Source organism: Myxosarcina sp. GI1 (genome assembly GCF_000756305.1).
GTDB lineage: Bacteria > Cyanobacteriota > Cyanobacteriia > Cyanobacteriales > Xenococcaceae > Myxosarcina.
The window spans coordinates 164,788-189,079 of record NZ_JRFE01000024.1; the positions used below are offsets into that span (position 1 = coordinate 164,788).

Annotated in this window: 17 protein-coding genes; 5 read left to right on the plus strand and 12 right to left on the minus strand. The window is 41.0% G+C overall.

The features are described 5' to 3' along the window. Positions 1-167: 167 nt before the first annotated feature. Positions 168-2,834 carry an ATP-dependent chaperone ClpB gene (clpB, locus tag KV40_RS18125; protein WP_036484487.1) on the plus strand — a complete coding sequence of 889 codons (2,667 nt, stop codon included), beginning with the start codon at positions 168-170 and terminating at the stop codon, positions 2,832-2,834. 312 nt (positions 2,835-3,146) lie between these two features. Here the strand turns inward: clpB and metK are convergent, their stop codons facing one another. The 9 genes from metK to glpK all read right to left on the minus strand — a co-directional run bounded on the left by metK (position 3,147) and on the right by glpK (position 12,765). After that, complete coding sequence (gene metK, locus KV40_RS18130) at positions 3,147-4,397, minus strand: methionine adenosyltransferase (RefSeq protein ID WP_036484489.1); 1,251 nt, start codon at positions 4,395-4,397, stop codon at positions 3,147-3,149. Positions 4,398-4,465: 68 nt separating this feature from the next. Further along, on the minus strand, positions 4,466-5,209 hold the full coding sequence (locus tag KV40_RS18135) for an HAD family hydrolase (RefSeq protein ID WP_036484490.1): 744 nt from the start codon (positions 5,207-5,209) through the stop codon (positions 4,466-4,468). A 123-nt stretch (positions 5,210-5,332) separates the two neighbouring features. After that, a complete protein-coding gene (locus KV40_RS18140; RefSeq protein WP_036484987.1) occupies positions 5,333-6,361 on the minus strand; it encodes a 30S ribosomal protein S1 in 1,029 nt (342 codons plus the stop codon). A 536-nt stretch (positions 6,362-6,897) separates the two neighbouring features. Then, on the minus strand, positions 6,898-7,431 hold the full coding sequence (nrdR, locus tag KV40_RS18145; protein WP_036484493.1) for a transcriptional regulator NrdR: 534 nt from the start codon (positions 7,429-7,431) through the stop codon (positions 6,898-6,900). 184 nt (positions 7,432-7,615) lie between these two features. Then, on the minus strand, positions 7,616-7,711 hold the full coding sequence (locus KV40_RS18150) for a photosystem II reaction center protein T (RefSeq protein ID WP_036484496.1): 96 nt from the start codon (positions 7,709-7,711) through the stop codon (positions 7,616-7,618). 132 nt (positions 7,712-7,843) lie between these two features. Further along, positions 7,844-9,382, minus strand: coding sequence for a photosystem II chlorophyll-binding protein CP47 (gene psbB / locus KV40_RS18155; RefSeq protein ID WP_036484499.1), 1,539 nt, complete (start codon positions 9,380-9,382; stop codon positions 7,844-7,846). A gap of 243 nt (positions 9,383-9,625) precedes the next feature. Next, positions 9,626-9,946 carry a hypothetical protein gene (locus KV40_RS18160; RefSeq protein WP_036484502.1) on the minus strand — a complete coding sequence of 107 codons (321 nt, stop codon included), beginning with the start codon at positions 9,944-9,946 and terminating at the stop codon, positions 9,626-9,628. A 72-nt stretch (positions 9,947-10,018) separates the two neighbouring features. After that, a complete protein-coding gene (locus KV40_RS18165; RefSeq protein ID WP_036484504.1) occupies positions 10,019-10,978 on the minus strand; it encodes an aldo/keto reductase in 960 nt (319 codons plus the stop codon). A gap of 290 nt (positions 10,979-11,268) precedes the next feature. After that, positions 11,269-12,765, minus strand: coding sequence for a glycerol kinase GlpK (gene glpK, locus KV40_RS18170; RefSeq protein WP_036484508.1), 1,497 nt, complete (start codon positions 12,763-12,765; stop codon positions 11,269-11,271). A gap of 226 nt (positions 12,766-12,991) precedes the next feature. On the opposite strand from glpK, the gene KV40_RS18175 reads away from it, so the two are divergent. Further along, positions 12,992-13,369, plus strand: coding sequence for a Fur family transcriptional regulator (locus KV40_RS18175; RefSeq protein ID WP_036484511.1), 378 nt, complete (start codon positions 12,992-12,994; stop codon positions 13,367-13,369). A gap of 132 nt (positions 13,370-13,501) precedes the next feature. Here KV40_RS18175 and KV40_RS18180 read toward each other — a convergent pair whose 3' ends face one another. Beyond that, positions 13,502-15,343, minus strand: coding sequence for a penicillin-binding protein 2 (locus KV40_RS18180; protein WP_052055749.1), 1,842 nt, complete (start codon positions 15,341-15,343; stop codon positions 13,502-13,504). 157 nt (positions 15,344-15,500) lie between these two features. After that, positions 15,501-15,995, minus strand: coding sequence for a hypothetical protein (locus KV40_RS32315; RefSeq protein WP_052055750.1), 495 nt, complete (start codon positions 15,993-15,995; stop codon positions 15,501-15,503). A gap of 497 nt (positions 15,996-16,492) precedes the next feature. On the opposite strand from KV40_RS32315, the gene KV40_RS18190 reads away from it, so the two are divergent. From KV40_RS18190 to KV40_RS18200, 3 genes are all read left to right on the plus strand, one after another. Next, complete coding sequence (locus tag KV40_RS18190; protein ID WP_036484514.1) at positions 16,493-19,579, plus strand: PAS domain S-box protein; 3,087 nt, start codon at positions 16,493-16,495, stop codon at positions 19,577-19,579. 84 nt (positions 19,580-19,663) lie between these two features. Beyond that, on the plus strand, positions 19,664-21,703 hold the full coding sequence (locus tag KV40_RS18195; protein ID WP_036484517.1) for an EAL domain-containing protein: 2,040 nt from the start codon (positions 19,664-19,666) through the stop codon (positions 21,701-21,703). Between the two features lie 358 nt (positions 21,704-22,061). Continuing rightward, complete coding sequence (locus tag KV40_RS18200; protein WP_036484519.1) at positions 22,062-22,616, plus strand: TIGR02281 family clan AA aspartic protease; 555 nt, start codon at positions 22,062-22,064, stop codon at positions 22,614-22,616. Positions 22,617-22,689: 73 nt separating this feature from the next. On the opposite strand, the gene KV40_RS18205 is transcribed toward KV40_RS18200, so the two are convergent. Then, positions 22,690-24,237, minus strand: coding sequence for an iron uptake porin (locus KV40_RS18205; protein WP_036484520.1), 1,548 nt, complete (start codon positions 24,235-24,237; stop codon positions 22,690-22,692). Positions 24,238-24,292: the final 55 nt, after the last annotated feature.

Sequence of the window (24,292 nt, forward strand, 5' to 3'; positions counted from 1 at the left end):
TTTGGCTACTGCTGCTTAGAGATGGAAAGTAGTAAATTAAATCACACATCAATCAGATAAGCTTAAGAGACTTCAAGCATTCTTAAGTAAGCTAAATTTAGCAGTAGAATCTTGCCAAGTTTATTCAAAAACACGCGATATATATAAGAACACTAAATTAACCTAGTATGCAGCCTACCGATTCAAGTAAATTTACCGACCAAGCCTGGGATGGAATTGTCAAATCACAAGAAGTAGCCAAACTATTTCAAAATCAAAATTTAGAGGTAGAACATCTGGTTCTGGCATTGTTAGAACAAGAAGGTCTGGCAAAGACTATTTTTGATAAAGCCAGTATCGATACCGCTCGTTTAAAACAGCAGTTGGAAGTTTATACTAATCGTCAGCCGAAAACTGGAGCCACGCAACTCTATCTCGGACAAGGATTGGATACTCTACTCGATCGCGCTGAAGCCTGTAGAGAAAGTTGGCAAGACAAATTTATTTCGGTAGAACATATTTTGATGGGGTTTGCTGAAGATAATCGCATCGGCAAAAGAACTCTACGCACTTTTAATTTAGATCCTCAAGATTTAGAAAAGATAATTAAATCGGTACGGGGAACCCAGAAAGTAACCAAACAAAATCAGGAAGAACAGTATCAGGCGTTAGAAAAGTACGGCATCGACCTTACCGAAGCTGCAAAAGGAGGAAAATTAGACCCCGTTATTGGCAGGGATGAAGAAATTCGCCGTGTAATCCAGGTTCTTTCTCGCAGGTCGAAAAATAACCCCGTGTTGATCGGCGAACCAGGAGTTGGTAAAACTGCGATCGCTGAAGGTTTGGCACAGAGAATCGTCAATAGCGACGTTCCCGAATCTCTAAAAAATCGTCAGCTAATCTCTCTTGATATGGGTAGTCTGATTGCGGGTGCTAAATATCGCGGCGAATTTGAAGAAAGGCTGCGTGCGGTATTAAAAGAAGTCACCGAATCTAGCGGACAAATCGTGTTATTTATCGATGAAGTGCATACCGTAGTGGGTACGGGTTCTCGCGAAGGTTCGATGGATGCTGGCAACCTGCTTAAACCCATGTTGGCACGGGGAGAACTTCGCTGTATCGGTGCGACCACTCTCGATGAGTATCGCAAGCATATTGAAAAAGACCCCGCTTTAGAAAGACGTTTTCAACAGGTTTACGTCAAACAACCAAGCGTAGAAGACACCATTTCAATTTTACGGGGACTGAAAGAAAGATACGAAGTACATCACGGCGTAACTATTACCGACTCGGCACTAGTAGCAGCAGCCACTCTATCCCATCGTTATATTACCGAGCGTTTTTTACCAGATAAGGCGATCGACCTCGTAGACGAAGCGGCGGCAAAACTCAAGATGGAAATTACTTCTAAGCCAACCGAACTAGAAGACATCGATCGCCGCGTCATGCAGTTAGAGATGGAAAAAGTCTCGTTAAAAGGAGAAGGAACGACTCAGCGTCCTGGCTTTAGCACGGTCGATCGCGCTGCTAAAGAGAGATTAGAGAAAATTCAGGCAGAAATTGACGCTCTCAAACAGAAGCAGGAAGAACTAGCTTCGCAATGGCAATCGGAAAAAGAACTGCTAGATTCGATTAACGCTCTTAAAGAAGCAGAAGAGCAGGTAAGATTGCAGGTAGAACAGGCGCAAAGAGCCAATGACTGGAATAAAGCTGGCGAATTGCAGTACGGTAAATTACCAATTTTACAGCGAGATTTAGAAGCTAAAGAAGCACAATTACTAGAAATTCAATCTCAAGGTCAAACCTTACTCAGAGAACAGGTAAGCGAATCCGATATCGCCGAAATAGTTGCTAACTGGACGGGAATTCCCGTAAATCGCCTCTTAGAGTCAGAAAAGAAAAAGCTGCTTCAGCTAGAAGGTCATTTGCATCAGCGAGTTATCGGACAGCAAGAACCCGTAATGGCTGTAGCTGCGGCAATTCGACGTGCTAGAGCGGGAATGAAAGATCCCAGTCGTCCCATTGGTTCGTTCCTGTTTATGGGACCGACAGGGGTAGGTAAGACCGAACTAGCTAGAGCTTTAGCAGCATTGCTGTTTGATAGCGAAGATGCGATGGTGCGAATCGATATGTCGGAATATATGGAGAAACACGCCGTATCCCGTTTGGTGGGAGCGCCTCCTGGATATGTCGGTTATGAAGAGGGAGGACAGCTATCAGAAGCAGTGCGCCGTCGTCCTTATTCGGTAATACTGTTAGATGAAGTAGAAAAAGCTCATAAAGATGTATTTAATATCCTCTTGCAGGTGCTGGACGATGGCAGAATTACCGATTCCCAAGGTCGAGTGGTAGACTTTCGCAACGCCATCATTGTAATGACCAGCAATGTAGGTAGCGAACATATTCTTAACTTTACAGGAGATGACGATCGCCAGTACGAACAAATTCACAAGCAGGTAACTCAAGCATTAAGAAAACACTTTCGACCAGAGTTTCTCAACCGCATCGACGACCTGATTATCTTCCATAGTTTGAAGCGCGAAGAACTAAGGCAAATTGTCAGCATTCAGATTCGTCATATTGAGAAGTTGCTAGAAGAACAAAAAATTGCGATCGAATTATCTGCTAGTGCTAAAGAATATATTGTCGAAGCTGGCTACGATCCTGCTTATGGTGCGCGACCTCTCAAGCGGGCAATTCAGCGCGAACTGCAAAACCCCATTGCTACCAAAATTCTGGAAAATACTTTTACTCGCGGGGATACAATTTTAGTAGATCGCGTCGGCGATCGATTGACTTTCGCTAAAAAAGTGGCAACTGAATCTACACCAACATTAGATTTAGTTCAGAAATAGTCGCTTTACTTTGATTGTAATATTAAAAAAAACAAGAAGATTTACGTTTCCTGACATAAATCCTCTTGTTTTAAATATCGTTTGTACTTCAAACACAACTAATATGAAATACATAAATGTTTGCTACAAAAGGATAAGGCTTGGGACTGGGGATTGGTGACTGGGAAATAAGAACTGGTGACTGGGGACTGGGAACTGGGGATTGGGCGAAAGTTCCTAATCCCCGATCCCTAATCCCTAATTCCCAATCCCTAATATGTAGCATTCTTTTTTAGACTTTAAATTAAGCTCAAAGCTTAAGATTGTGAACGCTCAAACTGCACTACTAGATAACAAATATTCTTTTAATTGTGCGGCTTTGTCGGTTTTTTCCCAAGGCAAATCTAAATCGATTCTGCCAAAATGTCCGTATGCCGCCACGTTTTGATAAAAACAACCATTGTTTTCTTGAGGTAGATTTCTCAAATTAAGAGTCTGAATGATACCAGCAGGGCGCAATTCAAAATGTTCTCGAACTATCTGTAAGAGTTTTTCTTCTTCGATTTTGGCGGTGCCAAAAGTTTCTATAAAGATGCTCGTCGGTCTGGCTACGCCAATTGCATAGCTAACCTGTACTTCACATTTATCTGCCAAACCTGCGGCGACAATATTGTTAGCTACATAACGGCAGGCATAAGAAGCACTACGGTCAACTTTGGTCGGGTCTTTACCAGAAAAAGCTCCACCGCCATGACGAGAATAGCCACCATAAGTATCGACAATAATTTTTCTTCCCGTCAAACCCGAATCTCCTTGAGGTCCACCGATGACAAATTTGCCTGTAGGATTTACCAGAAAACGAGTATTGTCGTCTGGTTTTATTTCTAGGTCAGCAAAAACTGGACTAACTACAGTTTCCCAAAGATCTTCTTTGATCTTTTTCTGTACTTCTGTGTCGTCGCTACAGTCGCCAATCGTTTCTGTGTGTTGCGTAGAAATTAAAATAGTATCGATGCCAGTTGGTTTGCCATCTTCGTAGCGTACGGAAACCTGAGTTTTGCCGTCAGGACGTAGATAAGATAATTGTTCTTTTCTTACCGTTGTCAGTTGACGAGACATACGATGTGCCAGACTAATAGGCATGGGCATGAGTTCTGGAGTTTCGTTACAGGCAAAGCCAAACATAATGCCTTGATCTCCCGCACCTATTCGGTCTAGTTCGTCATCGCTAAGTTTAGCTCTCTGTTCTTGAGCTTCAGTTACTCCCTGAGCAATATCGGAAGATTGTTCGTCTAAAGCAACTAGAACCGAGCAACTATCGGCTGAGAAACCATTTTCAGCATGAACGTAACCGATTTCGGCAATTTTTTTTCTGACCAAATCGACGTAATTTACTTGCGCCTTGGAAGTAATTTCTCCAGTTACTAAAACTAAACCTGTATTAACTACTACTTCGGCAGCAACGCGGCTAAGAGGATCTTGAGTTAATAGCGCATCTAATATAGAGTCAGAAATTTGATCGCAAATTTTATCTGGATGCCCTTCGGTAACGGACTCGGAGGTAAATAAATAACGGCGAGACAATGGTATTTAGCCCTCGATAAACAATAATTGTAACTAGTATCTTTAATTAAGGATATATGATACCCGATCTAGTTTGAAGAATTCAAAATTTGTATTTCTGATAAATTTGAGATAGTAACATTTGCAGCAGTTAAAACAGTATTATTGTCCCAGCTAATACCAATGGTTCCTGCGGCTTTAGCTGCCGTTGCCATAGCTATATCTCCCAGAGAATCTCCCACCATCAAAGTGCTATGAGGATTTACTGACATAGCTTGACAAGCTCTAACAAATAGTCTGGGATCTGGTTTATTAATCTCATCATCTACACCCATTGCTAGTTCGATATACTCGCTCAGGTGCGATCGCTCGATAAAATTTCGTACACCTGCTGTAGAATCAGCAGAGAGAATTCCCAACTTAACTTTTGCCTGTGCCAAAGTTTTCAGCACTGGCAAACAGCCAACAAACAAAGGAGAAGTATTTGCATCTCTAACTACAAGTTGGGAGGCAGCGACAAAAGCTTCATTAACAATCTGCTTGGCGGTAAACCATCCACAGCCTGTTTTAACGATACAAGCTGCGGTTGCCAGTTCATTTTCTTGACGACTTCCTACTGCCGTCAAACCTGCGGGATCGAGGGCATTGTGTTTAATACCAAATACCTTAGTAAGTTCTGATGCCATACCTGGTATTCGCGCCTCAATTTCGTCGATTCTAACCTGCGCTAATTTGGTTAAAAAAAATTGGGAATTTTCTAAAGTTCCGTCTTTATCAAAAATAATGGCTTCAATTTTATTAAAAATCGTGCCTTTACAGACAATTGTTGCCAAATTATCGATATTCTCCCCAATAAACTACAGGAATTTAATAGTCACAGATTACTCTGTCCCTTGACAGCGAAGCAATCTGTAACCGTTTGTTTAAACCCAAAATTTGGTACTAGCGGTTGCTATTTATTCTTCGACGCTAGCTCCTACCATTTCACCTTCAGAATCTTCAGCCTCGTCGCTACTGCTAGCTTCAACTACATCTTCACTGGCTGATTCGGCTGCATTTAATTCTTCTACAGTTATTCCTTCAGCTTCAGCCAAGAGTTTTTGGCGATATTTTTCTGCCATCTCTTCAGCTTTTTCAAAAACTAAGTCGCGGTTTTTAAGCATATCACCTGGTTCTGGCTCTAGCTGTTTGGTAGAGAGCGAAATCCGTCCTCGTTCGGCATCGAGATCGATAATCATTACTTTTAATTCGTCGTTTACCCCAAAGACGCTATGAGGTGTATCGATATGATCGTGCGAGATCTCCGAAATGTGTAGTAATCCGCTCACGCCGCCAATATCAATAAATGCGCCATAAGGTTTGATACCTCTTACCGAACCTCTCACAACTTGACCGACTTCTAAGCCGTTCATCTTGCGTTCTACTAACGCTCGACGATGGCTCAATACCAAGCGATTTCGCTCTTCATCTACTTCTAGAAACTTGAGCGGCAAATCTTCGCCTACCAAATCTTCTTTAGCTTCTTTAGCACTGATATGAGAACCGGGAATAAAGCCGCGTAAGCCTTCAATTCTTACCAATGCACCACCGCGATTGGTAGCAAAGACATTGGAGCGTACTGTAGCATCTTCCTGCTGCAATTGTCTGACTCTTTCCCAAGCTCGCATATACTCAATACGACGAATTGAAAGAGTTAACTGCCCATCTTCGTTTTCGTCAGTTAAGATAAAAAATTCTCTAGTTTCATTCGATTGAAGTACTTCATCGGGATTATCTACCCGATTGATAGACATCTCTTGAATGGGGATGTAAGCTGCTGTTTTTGCACCAATGTCAATCAACGCACCTCTTGGTTCCATGCTAAATACCGTTCCCGCTACAATGTCCCCTGGACTGAAATGATAATCGTATCGATCTAAAAGAGCGGCGAAATCTTCATGAGTAAAACCAATATTGTTGTTATTATTTTCTTGCTGATTGACCATTTGGGTTAAGTTTCCTTGTTGTATTTTTCTATCTCCTTGGTTTAATGTGCCTCCTGCTTGATGTATACCCACTGACGGTCGCACCATGCTGGTAATAGCATTTAATAATCGTGCGCTCTGATTGTCATGCAGCCTACACCTACATTCTTTGCCCCTTCCACAAGCCAGTCTTTACCGACTCAAACATAGTCAGAAAACTGCTAAGTTGCCAAGATTTTTTGCCTGATAGCAATATTGCATTAAAGTATTGTAACTTCTAATTGGGTTTGTAGTTGCTATTGTTTAAACAAATTTGACTTTTTTTACTAAAAAACTAGCTCGAAGATATTTTTTCGACTTATTTTTCTAGCTTTCTGATAACTTAAAACACTCGAATCTTTGACTTTTACAAGCTTTTTACCTCAAGTAGAGTAAAGCATTACTAGCCGTTGACTGAGAATTTTTGAGTCAAAATTGCCATCGCTATAGCTCAATCTCAAACCTTAAGATTATTAAGTCACAGAACGACACCTTAATAATAGATTATTTATTTATTTTTAGCTTGAAGAAAGACAATCTGCCGTTGAAGAAGTAGATTTTTCTTGCCAATCGTCAATACTAATAGGTGAAGATTGAGAATTTTCGTGCTGTAAATGCTCTAAAGTTTCGACAAAATCTTTGATTCCTTGAAAATTGCGGTACACTGAAGCAAAGCGAACATAAGCAACTTCGCTTTCCTGGCGTAAATGTTCTAATACTAGTTCTCCTACCTCAGCACTGGTAAATTCTCGTTTGAGATTTTGCTGTAGTCTTGCTTCTATTTCTTCTACTATCGCCTGAATTTTTTGATTGGATATTTCAGTTTTTTCGCAAGCTCTAATAATGCCTCTAAGCAGTTTAGAGCGATCGAAAGATTCGCGACTGCCATCCCTTTTAATTACGGCAATGGGAATAAATTCTATCCTTTCGTAAGTAGTGAAGCGATGCTTACATTTTAGACATTCCCTTCGGCGACGAATACTTTGTCCGCTTTCTGTAGAGCGAGACTCTAAGACTCGGCTTTCTGTATGCTGGCAAGATGGGCAGTGCATGAATTTAACTAATGCTAGAAATGCTGACTATAATAATGTCTTCATAAAAAACAAATTGCAGATTATTGAAAACAACAATCCGAGCCGCTTACACCATCCTATTGTGAGAACAAACACTTTGGGATTGTTAACGGCTCAGAAGTACACAAAAATTAACTTATTAACTAGTTAACTTTAAAGGTTATTACTTTTCAATACGGGGTGGTTCGCGAAATGCGATCGCAAAAAATAGCACGGCTAGAGCCATAGCTAGAATTAGAATGTAAGCAACACTTTCCATAATTAATCTCTCAACTTCTATTCTTAGTTTATCAACAAAATTTTTGTTGGTATGCTTTTAGGCATTTTTACTAACTTGAAACTGGAGGCAAAAACGGCAAAACCGCCTTACCTCCATAAACAATGCAAATTGTTAAGCTTGCTGTTGTTGCTGACGACGAGTAGATTTGTCACCAACTTTTTGATAGAAGCCCCATTCTACTTGTTCTTCTTCTAACTCTGGATCGACTCCAGCAAATACATCTCGGTAAAGAGTCCGAGATCCATGCCAAATGTGACCGAAAAAGAATAGCAGAGCAAAACAAGCATGACCGAAAGTAAACCAACCTCTAGGACTGGTGCGGAATACACCGTCAGCATCAAAAGCTTCGGCATCAAAACTAAACGGCTCTCCTAATTGAGCGCGGCGGGCATACTTCTTAACGCTTGGAGGATCGTCAAAGCTTTGTCCATCTAAAGCACCACCATAGAAGGATACGTTAACCCCACTTTGCTCGACGCTGAGTTTTGATTCTGCACGACGGAAGGGAATATCGGCTCTAACAACACCTTCAGAATCAGTTAACACTACAGGGAAAGTTTCAAAGAAATTAGGTATCCGACGTACGGTTAACTCTCTTCCTTCTCTGTCAGTAAATACTGGATGTCCCAGCCACTGTTGGGCAACTCCATCACCGCTATTCATCGCGCCAGTACGGAACAAACCACCTTTAGCAGGGTTATTACCGACATAGTCGTAAAAAGCTAATTTTTCGGGAATTTTCAACCACGCTTCCGAACGAGAAGCCCCATCTGCCATATCGGCTCCGACTCGACGCTGAATTTCTTGATTGAAATAGCCTTGATCCCACTGATAGCGGGTTGGTCCGAACAACTCTATAGGAGTAGTCGCACTGCCGTACCACATAGTTCCAGTTACCACGAAAGCCGCAAAAAATACGGCAGCAATACTGCTAGAAAGTACGGTTTCGATGTTACCCATCCGCAGAGCGCGATACAGTCTTTCGGGAGGTCGAACGCTGAGGTGAAACAAGCCAGCGATAATACCGACAATTCCTGCGGCGATATGGTGGGCTACTACTCCTCCTGGATTAAACGGATTGAAACCCGCAGGTCCCCACTCTGGGGCGACAGCTTCTACGTGTCCCGTCAAGCCATAGGGATCTGATACCCACATTCCAGGTCCCCAAAGACCAGTAAGATGGAAAGCACCAAAGCCGAAGCAGAGTATGCCGGATAACAGTAAGTGAATGCCGAACATTTTTGGTAAATCTAAAGCTGGTTGACCCGTACGTTCGTCAACAAATAGCTCTAAATCCCAATATACCCAGTGCCATACGGCAGCTAAAAACAGTAAACCAGATAAAACGATGTGAGCGATCGCTACACCTTCAAAAGACCAAAAGCCAGGGTTCACGCCAGTTTCTCCTGTAACGCTCCACCCGCCCCAAGATCCTTCTACACCCAAACGTGCCATAAAAGGTAGTACGTACATACCTTGCCGCCACATAGGGTTGAGTACGGGATCGCTGGGATCGAAAACTGCTAGCTCGAAAAGAGCCATCGAACCTGCCCATCCTGCTACTAAAGCGGTGTGCATTAAGTGTACTGATATTAGTCGTCCAGGATCGTTCAAGACGACTGTATGAACTCGATACCAAGGTAGTCCCATTGACTACGCTCCTCCTTGTGAAATAATAATTTGTCAGTTACGACTGTTATTTTTTATTTGTATTTATTGTCTCAATTTCTCGTCCCGATGGAAAAATATTTGACAGTAACAATTACTAAATAAGGATGATTCGAGGTATGTCTCGAAATTCCTATTTATTTAAAGAAGTGTAACTATTGTTAGAACCCATTGCAAGAGTTAGAAACTTCATGACAGCCTAAAGTCAAGTTTTGTTACAAAATATTAATTTTTATTGAGTTTAGATTGGGAGTTAAAAACTAATTCAGAGCGGGTCAAAATTTCAATTACCTGTTCGGCACCAATCAAACGTTTTAAAACTACCTGCCCAATGTTTGAATTTCCAGCTTCGTTTAAAGGACAAACTTCAATCGTGATTACGGCATCTTCAACCTGATAGAGCCACAGAGACTCTTGTCGTTCTAAAATGCCACAGTTAAGACGCTCGATTTGCGGTTTGCGTCTCCAGCTAGAGCGATCCCAAAGTCCGCCAAACTCCCAGACTCGCCTATAAGTCCAACCATCTGATAGAAAAAAATATTTCACTGCTTGAATTTACTGCCAACTAACTTTTAGACGGTAAACAGGATATTGAAGCAAGAAAATCGCTTTAAATATTTACCAGTCCCACATTACAGGATTGTCGTCCAGATAATCTGTTACCTGTCTGCCAATTTGGTCAATTTCTCGAAGATCTGCTTCACTAAGCTCTACTTCAGCCGCTTTAGCATTGTCTGTAGCTTGACTGGCATGACGCGCACCAGCGATCGCATTAGTTTGAGGTTGGGCAATTAACCATGCTAAAGATAACTGAGCTAGTGTGCAGTTATAGCGCTCGGCAATGGGCTGAAGTTGCTGTAGTGCAGTTTGAGCGTGTTGATAGTTATCGCCTTGAAAGAGGGTATTGTCGGCGCGATGATCTCCTTCAGCGAACTTATGGTCTTTGCCAAATTTACCAGTAAGTAAACCTTGTGCCAGGGAAGAATATGCCAGGATTGAAATATCGTTTTCAATACAGTATGGTACGGCATCCTGTTCGACTTTACGCCAGAAAAGAGAATAAGGCGGTTGCAAGCTATCAATTCTGCCGTATTGCGAGGCTTCTTCTAATTGAACGCGAGAGAAATTAGATACGCCGATCGCTCTAATTTTCCCCTCTTCCTTAAGCTGGTTTAAAGCCTTCATAGTTTCTTCTATAGGTACGTCTTCCGTATTAAAAGCACCACTGGGCCAGTGTATTTGATATAAATCGATATAGTCTGTAGCGAGATTTTTTAAAGAGCGATCGCAAGCAGCAATAACTTCATCGTATTTGAGATGACTGGCAAAAACTTTAGAGGCATAAACCAGTTTATCTCTTACATCGCCTACAGCTTTAGCGATAATTTGTTCTGAATGTCCGTTGCCATATACTTCTGCCGTATCGATAGTGGTTATTCCTGCTTCATAGGCAGCGCGAATAGTTTTGATGCTATCTTCGTCTTCGATGCCCGCCCACATTCTTTTTCCTGCCTGCCAAGTACCCATTAAAATTGGGGTGATTTTAACGTCTGAGCGCCCGAGCGATCGCATTTCCATAATTAAATTAATATTACTTTTTAAAACTCAATGGGTCGCCCGAAGTGAATTCGGGTGCGTGCCGTTGAGCGGTACTCAATTTCGATTTTAGGACAAATTGTTTAAGCGAATTTTATCTTGTGATACTAAAAGGCGATCGCGCTTTACATATTCAATTGAGAAAACGAACTAAATAATTAGTTTATTGTCTTTAATTTCTATATTGCTACTTGCTACTCAAAACCAGTTGACAAACAACGTAGTCCCTTAACTTATCACCAACGGGCATTGCCTTATCCCTACGGGGTGTTTTATTCTATCCAATTTTTAGCTCGCTCTACTGCTTTAGACCACATGGCAAAATTAGCTTGTGCCTGTTCCTGTCCTTCTCCTGGTTCAAACACGCGCTCTATTTGGCGATTATCGATTAAACTTTGGTAATCATCGTAAAAACCAACGGCTAAACCCGCACCAAAAGCTGCACCTTGAGCGGTAGCATCGAGAATAACGGGACGTTCTACAGGAACGCCTAAAGCATCGGCTTGAAACTGCATTAAAAAGTTATTTTTAGTCGCGCCACCATCTACTTTTAGTAGAGAAATTGGTTTGTCGCTATCTTTATTGGCTGCATCCACAACTTCTTTTACCTGATAGGCGATCGCTTCTAAAACTGCCCTAACCATGTGTTCGCGCTTAACTCCCCCCGTAATACCAAAAAAAGCACCGCGAGCGTTCATATCCCAATGAGGCGCACCCAAGCCACTTAAGGCAGGAACGAAGTAAACTCCGTCGGTATCGGCAACTTGTAAAGACATAGGTTCGGTATCGGCAGCAGAGTCGATTAACTTTAAGCCGTCGCGCAACCACTGGATAGAAGCACCCGTAGTAAAAATTGCCCCTTCCAAAGCGTAGTTAGTCTGTTTGTCCGTACTCCAGGCAACGGTAGAAAGAAGCCGTTCGTGCGATCGCGTTACTTCCGTTCCCGTTTGCGCTACCAAGAAGCAGCCCGTACCGTAGGTACATTTAAGTAAACCTGGGCGATCGCAACCATGAGCGAATAAAGATGCCTGTTGATCGCCAAATATCCCTGCAATAGGAATTTCCGCTCCCAAAACTTCGCGATCGCTGTTGCCAAATACTCCCATACTCGGCATAATTTCGGGCATGATGTTACGAGGAATATTAAAAAGATCGAGTAGAGAATCATCCCAGTTTCCCGTTGCTAAATTCATTAACATCGTGCGACTGGCATTACTGATATCGGTCGCGTGAACCTGTCTGCCAGTAAGATTCCATAAAGCCCAACTGTCTATTGTACCCGCTAAAACATTGTCCCAATTAGTATCGGGTTGGTCTTGTTTGACTTTATCGATTAACCAGGCGATTTTAGTAGCAGAAAAATAAGCATCCAATACTAAACCCGTCTTCTGCTGGATTTCCTCGGCTTTTCCCATATCTCGCAGCTTATTACACATCGCAGCAGTGCGACGATCTTGCCAGACAATAGCCTTATGTAAAGGTTCTCCTGTAGTTTTATCCCACAGCACACAGGTTTCTCTTTGAACCGTCAAACCAATAGCGGCAATCTCTGCAACCTTAGCTTGCTGCTCGTCTATAACTTTTTGTATACAGCTATGAGTATCTCGCCAAATTTCAGCGGCATCGTGTTCTAACCATCCAGGCTGAGGATAATGTTGGGTTAATTCTTTATAAACCTGACCGACTATATTTCCCTGTTTGTCGAATAAAATTGCTCGATTTCCTGTAGTGCCTAGATCTAGGGCTAGGATGTATTTATAGTCAGCCATAGTTTATAGATATCCAAATTTTTCTTAATAAGGTAGATTTACCAGAAAAGCTGTAGCTTTTGAATACTTGCTAACTTTTATTAAGCGTTTGGAAGACAATTATAAAATTGCTGTCTCTTAAAGCGCGATCGCCTAAACCAAGTTTTGTTGGCGATCGTAATTGACCTTTCAAATGCAATAGCCCGACCTTGTAATATAGAGTCAGGCTCGTTATCCAACACCAATCATGAAAGCGCAACGCACCCGATCTCAGGAGCGAATTATTAACATCCTGCAAAATCTAAAACGCTCTATTTCGGCTCAAGACCTCTATATCGAATTACGCAATCGCAAACAGAATATGGGACTGGCTACGGTCTACCGTTCACTTGAAGCTCTCAAACTACAGGGAGAAGTTCAGGTGCGTACTCTATCTAATGGCGAATCGGTTTATAGCCCTGTAAGGAGCGATCGCCACCATCTTACCTGTGTCAACTGCGGGGTTTCAGTTCCTATTGATGAATGTCCCGTACACGAATTAGAAGATCGTCTAGAAGCATCCCATCAGTTTAAGGTTTACTATCACACTTTAGAATTCTTTGGTTTGTGCGATCGCTGTCACTAGTATCGCTACGCGGAAATCAAAAGTTAAAAATTAAAAGTAATTTAGGGAACGGGTAACGGGTAACGGGTAACGGGTAACAGGCAAGAGGCAAGAGGCAAGAGTAGAAACTTGTTACTCGCTACTTGCTACTTGCTACTTTCGCGTAGCGGTACTAGGTGGAATACCTTCTATATTGATAATACTTTCAATGACCGAGCCGACAATGGGAGCGGCGACGGTAGAACCAAAAGTATATTCGCCTTGAGGCTCATCTACGACTGCTAAAACTGCATAACGAGGAGATTCGGCGGGAAAAGTTGCTACAAAGCTTGTTATTTTCGCGCTTTCATCATAACCACCCTCAGTATTGGCTTTTTGCGATGTTCCTGTTTTACCTGCAATGCGATAACCAGGAATTTTAGCAGCATAACCGCTACCTTTTTCAACTACCTGTTCCATCATCTGCAAAACAGCACGAGCGGTTTTAGGAGTAAAAACTGGTTCGCTATGAGTAGGCAGAGAATAATGTAAAAAGCCATTATAGTCGGCTAACCCTCTAACTACATGAGGAATGACCAATTTTCCCTGATTTGCCAGCGCGGCATGTAGCTGAATTAACTTTAAAGGAGTTAGGGAAAAACCCTGACCGAAAGCCGCCGTTGCGGGTTCGATCGCTCTAACGGTAAATTCTACTTCATCTTTGAGTCTGCCTGGAGTGTAGCCTGGAATATCAAACTCTAAATTGTCTTCAATACCGAGCTTTTGCAATAGATGATAATACTTGGCAGGATTGAGACGACTCATCACTTTAATCATGCCCACGTTGCTAGAGTGCTGCAAAATTTCCGCTAGGCTGATGTTGCCCCTGGCTCCGTCTGTAGCATAGTCGTGATTACTAACGGTTGCATCTTTAATTTTTATTTTGCCAGTATCATCTACAGTATCGTGGGGTGTAACTACCCCTGCATCTAATGCCAAAGCGAGGTTAATTGGTTTGAATGTAGAACCTGGTTCGTAAAGATCGGTAATTGCCCAGTTTTTAAATAGTCCGAGGTCGTAATTTTCAAAATATTTATTAGGATCGTAAGTCGGTTCTGATACCAGGGCAGAAATCGCACCGTTTCTAACATCCATGACGATTACCGCGCCTCTTTTTGCTTTATATTTCTCCATTTGCTGCTTTAAGGCATGTCGAGCCATCTGCTGTAAACGGAGATCGATAGTTAGCTGAAGTCTGAGATCGTCAAAATTAAATAACTTTTGGGTTCGCCCCAAATCCCCTGGATGAAACACCAGTTCGTTATTGCTATAGCTGCGCTTCATCTGCCACTGAACTGGAGGTCGTTCTAACAACTGTTGTTGAGTAAATTCTACTCCTGCCTGGGGACTACGGGTACTATCGCGATTGACATAGCCTGTTACTTCGGCAGCCATTTCCTGATGGGGATAAAAACGAGAATACTGCTGTCTCAAATCCAAGCCGTCAATTTGTAGAGCAATAATTTTAGCTTTCTTGGTTTCGGGCAAATTCTCTGCTAGTTGAATTCCCCATTTTTGTTTGCTAAAGATTTTTTCTAGTTCGGCGGGTGTTCGATCTTCTAAAATGGCAGCTAATTCCTTGGCGATTTCTGTTGCTGGTACGTCGATAGAATTCCTTTTAAATAGATAGGGATGAACGTAAAGAGTATAGGTAAGGCTGTCGGTAGCTAAAACATTGTTGGCGCGATCGACAATTTGGCGACGCGGAATATATACATCTAGTTTCGTTGTCTGCTGATCGTTAGCAATTTGAGTCAGAGATTTACCATCTGGTGCTTGTTCGTAAGTAATCACGGGATCGACAACTTGCAGATAAAATAGCCTTGCTGCTAGTGCCAAGGTTCCTAAAACTAAAATTCCCCAAACTAAAATCGCTCGAAAAACATAATTGCCAGATTTGGTAGTAAATCGCTGTCGATTTGAAGCTTGAAGTCGCTCCGTTCTGAGGTTTCTCATCGCTAAGTTAATAAAAATAGAGCTAACAACATTCGATCGCGCCTAGCTTGTCTTATGACCGCCCGATCTATTCTCTTTACTAGAAAATGCAGACAACCTGCCTTTCAATCGCATCTATCATCGGTACGGTCAACAGACGGCATCTATTTTCTAAATTTTAATAGCCAGGAGCGGCATATTTAAAAGCAACTTCTTGACGGCGATCGCGACTGGAACTTTTTATAGGTTTTGGCTTTACTTCCGCAGGAGTGACAAAAACCGCACTATCTTCTTCAAACGTAGTTATGCCGCTGTTGTTGCGTTCGGCTTGTCTTGCCATTTGATATTTAAGAGTTTCGTTGATTTCGGTCAACTGTCGCTCTTGACGCTGCAAAGTCTCTAAATACTGGTATTCCTGACTCCAAACCTGGGGAATACTTACAGTTGCCAAATACAGTCCTACACTACTTGCCATTGATGCGAGAGCTAGTCCAAAAGAACCTTGTTGGATTTTCATTAGTAGCCTAAGCCTGGCAGGTTTTGCCTCGATTAATTTAGTAGTAGGGGTAGTTGCCGTTTTCCGATCGCGGTTGACAAATGTTTGCCGATACTGAGTTGCTCGACGATGGGGAAATGATTCGACGGGAGGTTTTGGCTGAGGAAGTGCAGACATAATTGAATTTCTCAATTTTTTTAAGCAGGTTCTGGCGAATTCTAGCTTAATTGTTAGAAAAATGATAAGAGTTGACAAATTTTATTTATATTTGCTTACCAGAATTAGTTTCTGTCTTTAATATATTTGTATTAATTCAAAAAAAGCTTATATAGCACTTCTCGGTCACATGAGGTACTCCTTGTATTAGTGAGGCTTTAGGCTCTAAGCTCTAGGCTTTAAGAATTGAACGATCTGTTTTAAGTCTAGATTTTGACCTCACGAGTATGAGAATTGCTATATACCATTCAGGCTTTGTTTATTCACGATCGAGCCTAGAAAAATCCTCTTTTGTCAACAAATAATAATTTAATTTAAAGATATTTTAATTTAAGTACTTAAATCAAAATATTATTCTCAATATATATCGCTCCAAGTGTTTTTATTAACCATTATCTAGATCTGTGAGCGACTTTTGCGTCCGATCGCCCGCTGAATAATTTCTTTTAAAAATTAAAATGACAAACAATATTGGTTTCTCGTTAGAGCCACAGTCAACCCAAATTAGTCTCAGATTGCGCTCGATTTCGGTAATGTTGTCAATTCTAGTTATTTGTTTGGGCGGTGTGGTTATCTTTGGTTGGTGCTTTGAGATAGCAGCACTAACAAGTATTTTTCCAGGACAGGTAACTATGAAAATAAGTACCGCTCTTGGCTTTATTTTGGCAGGAATGACTCTGCTGCTGTGGCATTATCGCCAAACCAAAGCGACGCATCAAAATCTACGTCGAATTTGCCTATTAGTCACTTATTGCTTGTATCTTTTACCGATTCTGGTTATTTTATTTACTTGTTTGACTCTGATCGAATATGGCTTTCAGCTAGATTTGGGTACGGATTTGCTTTCCTTCAGGGTAGATGCCAATGCAGTAGATGCAGTTGTCCGAGGGCGAATGTCTCCAAATACAGCTTTATGTTTTTTTTGGTTTAATGGGGCGATTTTATTTTTAACTTTACAAAACTATCTTACCGCTCAGTTTTTGGCAGTAGCGATCGCGGCGATTTCTCTGACTGCCATCCTAGGTCACATATACGATCTTACTTTTTTTTATGGCGTTAATTCTGGTACGGGAATGGCGATTCACACCGCTTTAGGCTTTATTTTATCAGCCTTGGCTTTATTAGGAACTCGTGCCGATAAGGGCTGGATGAGCGTTATCTCTGAAAATAGCGCCGGGGGCATGGTAGCGCGTTGGCTAATGCCATTAGTGATGATAATACCCCTACTTTTAGCCTGGTTTTTCGGGTGGGCTTTGAAAGGCAATGTTATCGCTCTAGAACAAAGAATTGTCCTAAGAATAATACTAGAAATTGCGATTTTGAGTATTTTAGTGTGGAAACTCGCTTGGAAATTAAATGCGATCGATAAGCAGCGACAACTGTTATCTCAAGAACTCAAAGAAAACGAAGAACGGTTACGTTGGGCTTTTGAATTTGCTGCGATTGGCAAGGCTTTAGTGACTACAAAAGGACGATTTTTTAAAGTCAATCCCGCTCTATGCAAACTTATTGGTTATAGTGAAGCCGAACTGATACAGCTAAAGTTTCAGGATATTACTCATCCAGAAGATCTTGACATTGATTTAGAATTTGTCCGACAAGTATTGGCAAATGAAATTAACAGCTATCAACTGGAGAAGCGCTATATTCACAAATCGGGTCGGGCAGTTTGGATTTTGCTCGATGTCGCTTTAGCCAAAGATGAGGTGGGAAATCCAAAATATTTTATCGCTCAGATGCAGGACATTACCAGCCGCAAACATGCAGAAAAACAGTTGCGTCAAAGCGAAGAACGCTATCGCTTGGTCGTAGAAGATCAAACCGAACTAATTGTTAGATTTGAACGCAATGGAGTAATAACTTTTGTCAATCAGGCTTATTGCCACTATTTTCAACGCCAGAAAGAAGAAGTTGTCGGTAAGGTAGCGCAGAGTGTTGCTTTACCTGAAGACGAATCCAAAGTCGAACGAGTTTTGCAATCTTTAACTCCTCAAAATCCTGTAGGCAAGGTAGAATTTAGAACCGCGACTGACGAAGAAATACGTTGGATGCAGTGGGTTTATCGCGCTATATTCAACGAGCGCAACGAGTTAGCTGAAATTCAATCTGTAGGCAGAGACATTAGCGATCTTGTCAAAACTCAGGAAGCATTGCGGCAAAGCGAAGAACTGTTTAGAATTACGCTCAAAAACTCGCCAATTGCCGTTTACACTCAAGATACCAAACTGCGCTATACCTGGATGTACAATGCTTTTGCCAAATATCAGAGCGAGCAATTGATAGGCAAGTCAGAAACAGAAGCTTTTTCAATCGAAAACGCTCGCACTCTGGCAACTATTAAGAAAAAAGTTTTAGACGCTAAAGTCGGTACTAGAAAAGAAATATTTCTGGTTATTGACGATCGAACATTTCACTACGATTTAGCTGTCGAACCATTGTGGAATAAAGAGCAAAATTTAGTAGGTCTTACTTGCGTGGCTTTAGACATTAGCGATCGCAAACAGGCGGAAAGAGAGGTGCGACAATATGATTCAATTATTCGCAGCTTTTATAATAGCAATAGCTCCGCTATGGGAGTCGTAGAGTTAATCGGTAACAATAAAGATCTAATACACATTTCAGGTAATACTGCTGCAGCACACTTTTTTGGTTTGGAACGACAGAAATTTATTGGTAGTTCGTTGAGGAAGCATATAGCCGATGCAGAAATAGTCGATCGCTGGCTAGATAGCTGTTATCGAAGCCAACGTGAAAACAAACCGATTTATTTTGAATATATTCATTCAGTAGAGCAAGAGAGTAAGTATATTTCAGTCAATATTTCTCCCATTAATTTTAACAACGAGCAGTTTAATAACGCTACAGCTTCTAATTTTGCCAATTTTTCTTATATAGTAGAAGATATTACAGAGCGTAAAATAGCTGCACGTTTAAAACAGAAACAGCTTCGCATTCAAGAAATACATCATCGGGTAAAAAACAACTTACAAATTATTAGCAGTTTAATAAATCTTCAAACCCATGTGCTTAAAGAATCTTCCGCCGTCACTCATTTAAATGAACTCAAAAATAAAATTCAAGCGATTGCCTTGATTCATGAAAAACTCTATCAATCGGAAAATGTTACTCAAATTAATTTTTCTGATTATTTAAAAGCTCTAATTAGTACCATATTTCCCTCGTATTTATTAGTAAAAAAAGATATTTTTTTAAACACAGAAATTAGGCATGACTTTTTGTTAGATATTGATACAGCAGTTCCCTGTGGTTTAATTATCAATGAGTTAATTACTAATGCTCTCAAGCATGCTTTTGCACCAAACTATAGAGGCGAAATTAAAGTTATAGTTGCAGTTAACGAGAACGATAACCTCGTATTAACCATTGCCGATAATGGTAAAGGTCTTCCAACAGATTTTAACCTTAATAATAACCAAACATTAGGATTGAAACTGGTTAAAAGTTTAATTGCCCAACTTCGAGGTACAGTTGAAGTAACTACCGATGGCGGAACGAAGTATAAAATAACTTTGTCCAACACCTGATAATTATTCAAAATTTAATCTAAAGAGCAAATTTTGACCAAAATAAGCTAAGATTTTTCCAACAACCGCTTATATTAGTTTTATATGATCGATACTTTGTTAGTGGTAGAAGATGAAGCTATTGTCGCTCAAGATTTACAGGTAATTCTCGAAGCTTTAGGATATAACGTTCCCGATACAGCTGACTCTGGCGAGTTAGCTATTGCTAAAGCAGCGCAGATCCGTCCAAATTTAATCTTGATGGATATTAGATTAATTGGAGACATGGATGGAGTCGCAGCAGCTAACATAATTTCACAACAATTAGATATTCCTGTAGTGTACATTACCGCTCATGCCGATACTAACACTCTGAAAAGAGCTAAAAAAAGCCGACCCTACGGATATATTCTCAAACCTTTTCAGGAACAAGAAATAAAAATTACGATTGAAATTGCTCTTTACAAACACGAACGGGACAAACAGGTGAGAAAAAGTCAAAAGTGGCTGTCTACAGTACTCGATAGTATTGGCGATGGGGTAATTACTACCGACTTAGATAGTCAAATCACTTCTCTAAATGCTGCGGCAGAAAGTATTTTAGGATGGACATTGCAGCAAGCACAAGGCAAAAAATTAATCGAAGTTTTTAAATTAATTGATGAAGCCAGCCGTCAACCTATTAGCAGTTCTATCGAATCTACTTTAAATTCTGGTGAGAGCTTTCACTTATCAAAAAATACTTTATTAGTAAATAAAGATGGTCGTGAAATTCCTATAGAAAATACTATTACTCCTATTGAAGACAATCAAAACTGTCTGGGCTTGGTGATAGTGTTTCGCGATGTTAGCGAACAAAAAATATTCGCTCAAAAATTGCATCGTCAGGCATATTACGACTCTCTTACTCATCTCGCCAATCGAGTTTGGTTTGGCGAACGTCTTACCGATGCAGTAGAACGAGTAAAAAGAAATCCAGATTATTTATTTGGAGTATTATTATTAGACCTCGATCGCTTTAAAGTAGTCAATGATAGTCTCGGTCATTTAACTGGCGATCGTCTATTGGCTGCCGTAGCATCTAGATTGGTGACTTCGGTGCGTCCCAATGACACGGTAGCTCGTCTGGGTGGTGACGAATTTGCAATTTTGTTAGAGAGTCTGCAAGGTGAAAGTGAAGCTTTAAAAGTCGCTTGCAGAATTCATCAGCAGTTAAACATTCCTTTTAATATCGAAGGACGAGAAATATTTACAGGCACCAGCATTGGCATCGTGTTAAGCTCAATTGGCTATCAGCGTAACGAAGAGATTATGCGCGATGCCGATATGGCGATGTATCGGGCTAAAGCTAAAGGTAGAAACTGTTATGAAATTTTCGATCCCATTACCCGTAACAAAATCTTAGCGGCTTCGCAGCTAGAGAGTGAGCTAAGAGGCGCGATCGAGCGTAACGAATTAACTATTTACTATCAACCAATTGTCTCCTTAGTTACACAAAACATTGTTGGTTTTGAAGCTTTGGTACGCTGGCATCATCCCCAACGAGGAAGCGTATCTCCTGCCGAATTTATTCCTATTGCCGAAGAAAGCGGCTTGATTTTTTCCATTGACTGGTGGGKATTAGAACAAGCCTGTTATCAAATGAAAGCCTGGCAAACTAGCCAACAGGTTTCGCTAACGGCATCAATTAGCGTCAATCTCTCTAGCAAGCTATTTTTGCAGTCCGATCTTATTGCCAGGATTAAAGAAATTATTAAAGTAACTGGTTTGCCGCCTCATAACTTAAGACTAGAAATTACTGAAACCGTAATGATGATCGATCCCGATTTGGCTGCAACTTTTTTGGTTGAGTTACGGGAGTTTGGCATCAACGTTTCTTTAGATGATTTTGGTACGGGTTATTCTTCTCTCAGTTATTTGCATCGCTTTCCCGTAAGCTTAATTAAAATCGATCGCTCTTTTATTAGCAAAATCGATTGTGAGTCTGAAAGCCTGGAGATTGTAAGGGCAATTGTCGATTTGGGCAAAAACCTGGGATTAGATGTAGTGGCAGAAGGAATCGAGACTTTAAATCAACTGTCTTTACTACAAAATTTGGAGTGTCAATACGGACAAGGATTTTTGTTTTCTTCAACTGTCCTCTAGCACTTATAGCAATTCTCGCTTAAGTGAAGTACACCTTTCTTTATGAAGTTAGAGAATAGGGAACAGGAGAAAATTAATCGATCTGTAGTCAATTTAATGAGCAATTATTAATGAGTAATAAGCAATGAATTTTAACTATTGAGTTAAAGGCTAGTAAATGAAAAATTGTTCGCTGTTCATTAATGAATATTTACGAGTAGATAAATTAACTCGTTCTAACCAATTCACGTACTGCTTTACTGGCGATCGCAACCGATTTACTAAATATTTATATTTCAATTGTAATTAAATTACAGTTTTAGGGAATTCTTATATTAAAGCAATTTTAAAAAGCTTTATAAAAAATTATTTTAAAACTGTGAAAAATTTATTTAAATTACTATTATTATCTTTGATTTTTAATTGTTCTTCTACTACAGCCAATGCTCAAGAGTCTGCTTGCTTTATGCAGGATGCCAGCGGCAAGCCGTTGGATTTAAGTCATCTGTGTAGAAATGGTAAATCTCCCAACCGCAGGCAAACTAACTCGGCAACAGTTTACGAACCGAGAGTATACACCATACCAATTATTAGAAGAAATGCTGGCATTCCCGTAATCGAAGTCCAATTTAACGAGCGATATGTGTTTGAAATGATGCTGGATACGGGAGCTAGTATGACTGTTTTGACTCCACAAATGGCACGGGCTTTAAATTTTGAACCTTTAGGAAGCTTACCAGTTCAAACACCCAGTCACGAACTTGTCTATCTTCCTCTAGGTCAGGTAAAATCCATCGCCGCAGCAGGTTCAGTCGCCAGAAATGTTCCTGTTGTAGTATCTTCTTCATTGACAGTAGGTCTTTTAGGACAAAACTTTTTTGGCAATTTTGATGTCACTATTAAATATGATGTAATTGAATTTCGAGAGCGATAAAGCCCAAAAAAAATCAGAATTCTTCGTAAAGAATTCTGATTTTTCTAGCTAAATAAAAACTAAAATTTCTAGTTTAGAAAGTAAAGGTAGTTCTCAATACGCCGATAATAGCATCGTCTTCATCACTGTCGCCGTTGGGAGAAAGAATGTAAATTACCCCAGGAGTTACCGAAATGTTGTCATTAAGCTGATATTTGTAAAAACCTTCGAGGTGAAGGGGAATGTCATCAGTTTCACCATAAGGTTCGGCACCAGCAAAAATGGCAGCCAAGTTACCTTCTTTACCAAAGTCTGGGAAAGCAACACCAGCACCATAAGACCAAATATCTGCTTCGTCATCGGTACCTAGTTCGCTAGCGTCGGTATAGACACCAAAAGCATTAAAGGCAATGCGATCGTTAAATTGGAATGCCGCTTCAACACCATACGAATTAGTGGCGGTAGCAGCGTCGAAGGGATTGATACCAGCAGTAGTACCAACACCTAAATCGAAGATAGTGGGGTTTTCATCGGTAAAGTAACCTCTGGCGTATGTACCAGCGACCTGTAACTTATCGTCGAGTAAACTAACAGTTACCTGTCCTAATGCCGAGTATCCGCCATTAGCTAGACCATTGCCATCAGTTGGATCGAAAGAGGTATCGGAGAAATATCCGCCGCTGACGGTTATAAATTCTGTGGGAGTAAAGTTTATACCCAAACCGCCGCCAGAACCCAAACCAATTTTGTAAATCGGGCTAGATTCGGCAAAGCTGGAGAGAGAACCAGTCGCACCTGTAAAAGAATCGAGATAGGGACTGAGAGAGGGAACAAAGTCTACCCACAAAGGATATGCCGCAGGTAAATAGACATCAATTTTATCACCGATGGGAAAGTAGTAAGCCAACCAGCCCAGAACGACATCGTTACCGCTATCGGAAGTTTGATAGGTTAAAGCTCCAGTATCGATACCGTCAAAAGTACCTGCATTAGATGCGTCTATACGAGTATAGAGTGCGTCTTCACCTGTGAAACTAGAGACAAAAGCTAAACGAACCCGATCTTGAAAGACAGTTTGGTTATCGAAGTTAAATTCATGAGCAACACCAAATGCAACTTCAGCTTCGAGTTTGGTGGTAGTAGAAAACTGATTATCTTCTAAGAAAGCAGTGCGGCTTTCGATGTTATCGATACGTCCGCCCAAAGTAGCGAGTTCGGCTTCAAATTCTTGAGCCAGACGACTCATAGTATCTAAATCTTCTCTGGTAACAGCTTCTGAAGAAGCAATCAAACGCTCGATTTGATTCAAGCAAGAGTTTAAACCAGCAGCAAATTCGTAGCGAGTCAGAGCTTGACTACCGCGATAGGTTTGGTTGGGATAGCCAGCAATACATCCGTAGCGATCTACCAAACTGCGTAAAGCTTCATAAGCCCAGTCTGTAGGCTGTACGTCGCGAAGTTGATTGACGTTGGTTACTTGATTGACAGAATCTACGCTACCTTCTTGACTATAGCGATTTACACCATCGAGAATTTGACTATCGTTAGCTGTAGTTTGCGCTGAAGCCGAAGCCTGCAAGCCAAGAGCGATACCAGCGATCGCGGGACTGACTAGCAATAAGTTACGTAATAGTTTGAACATTTTTCCTCACACCTGATAAAATAAGCCGCTCGATCTATTTACTGTAATCCTACGT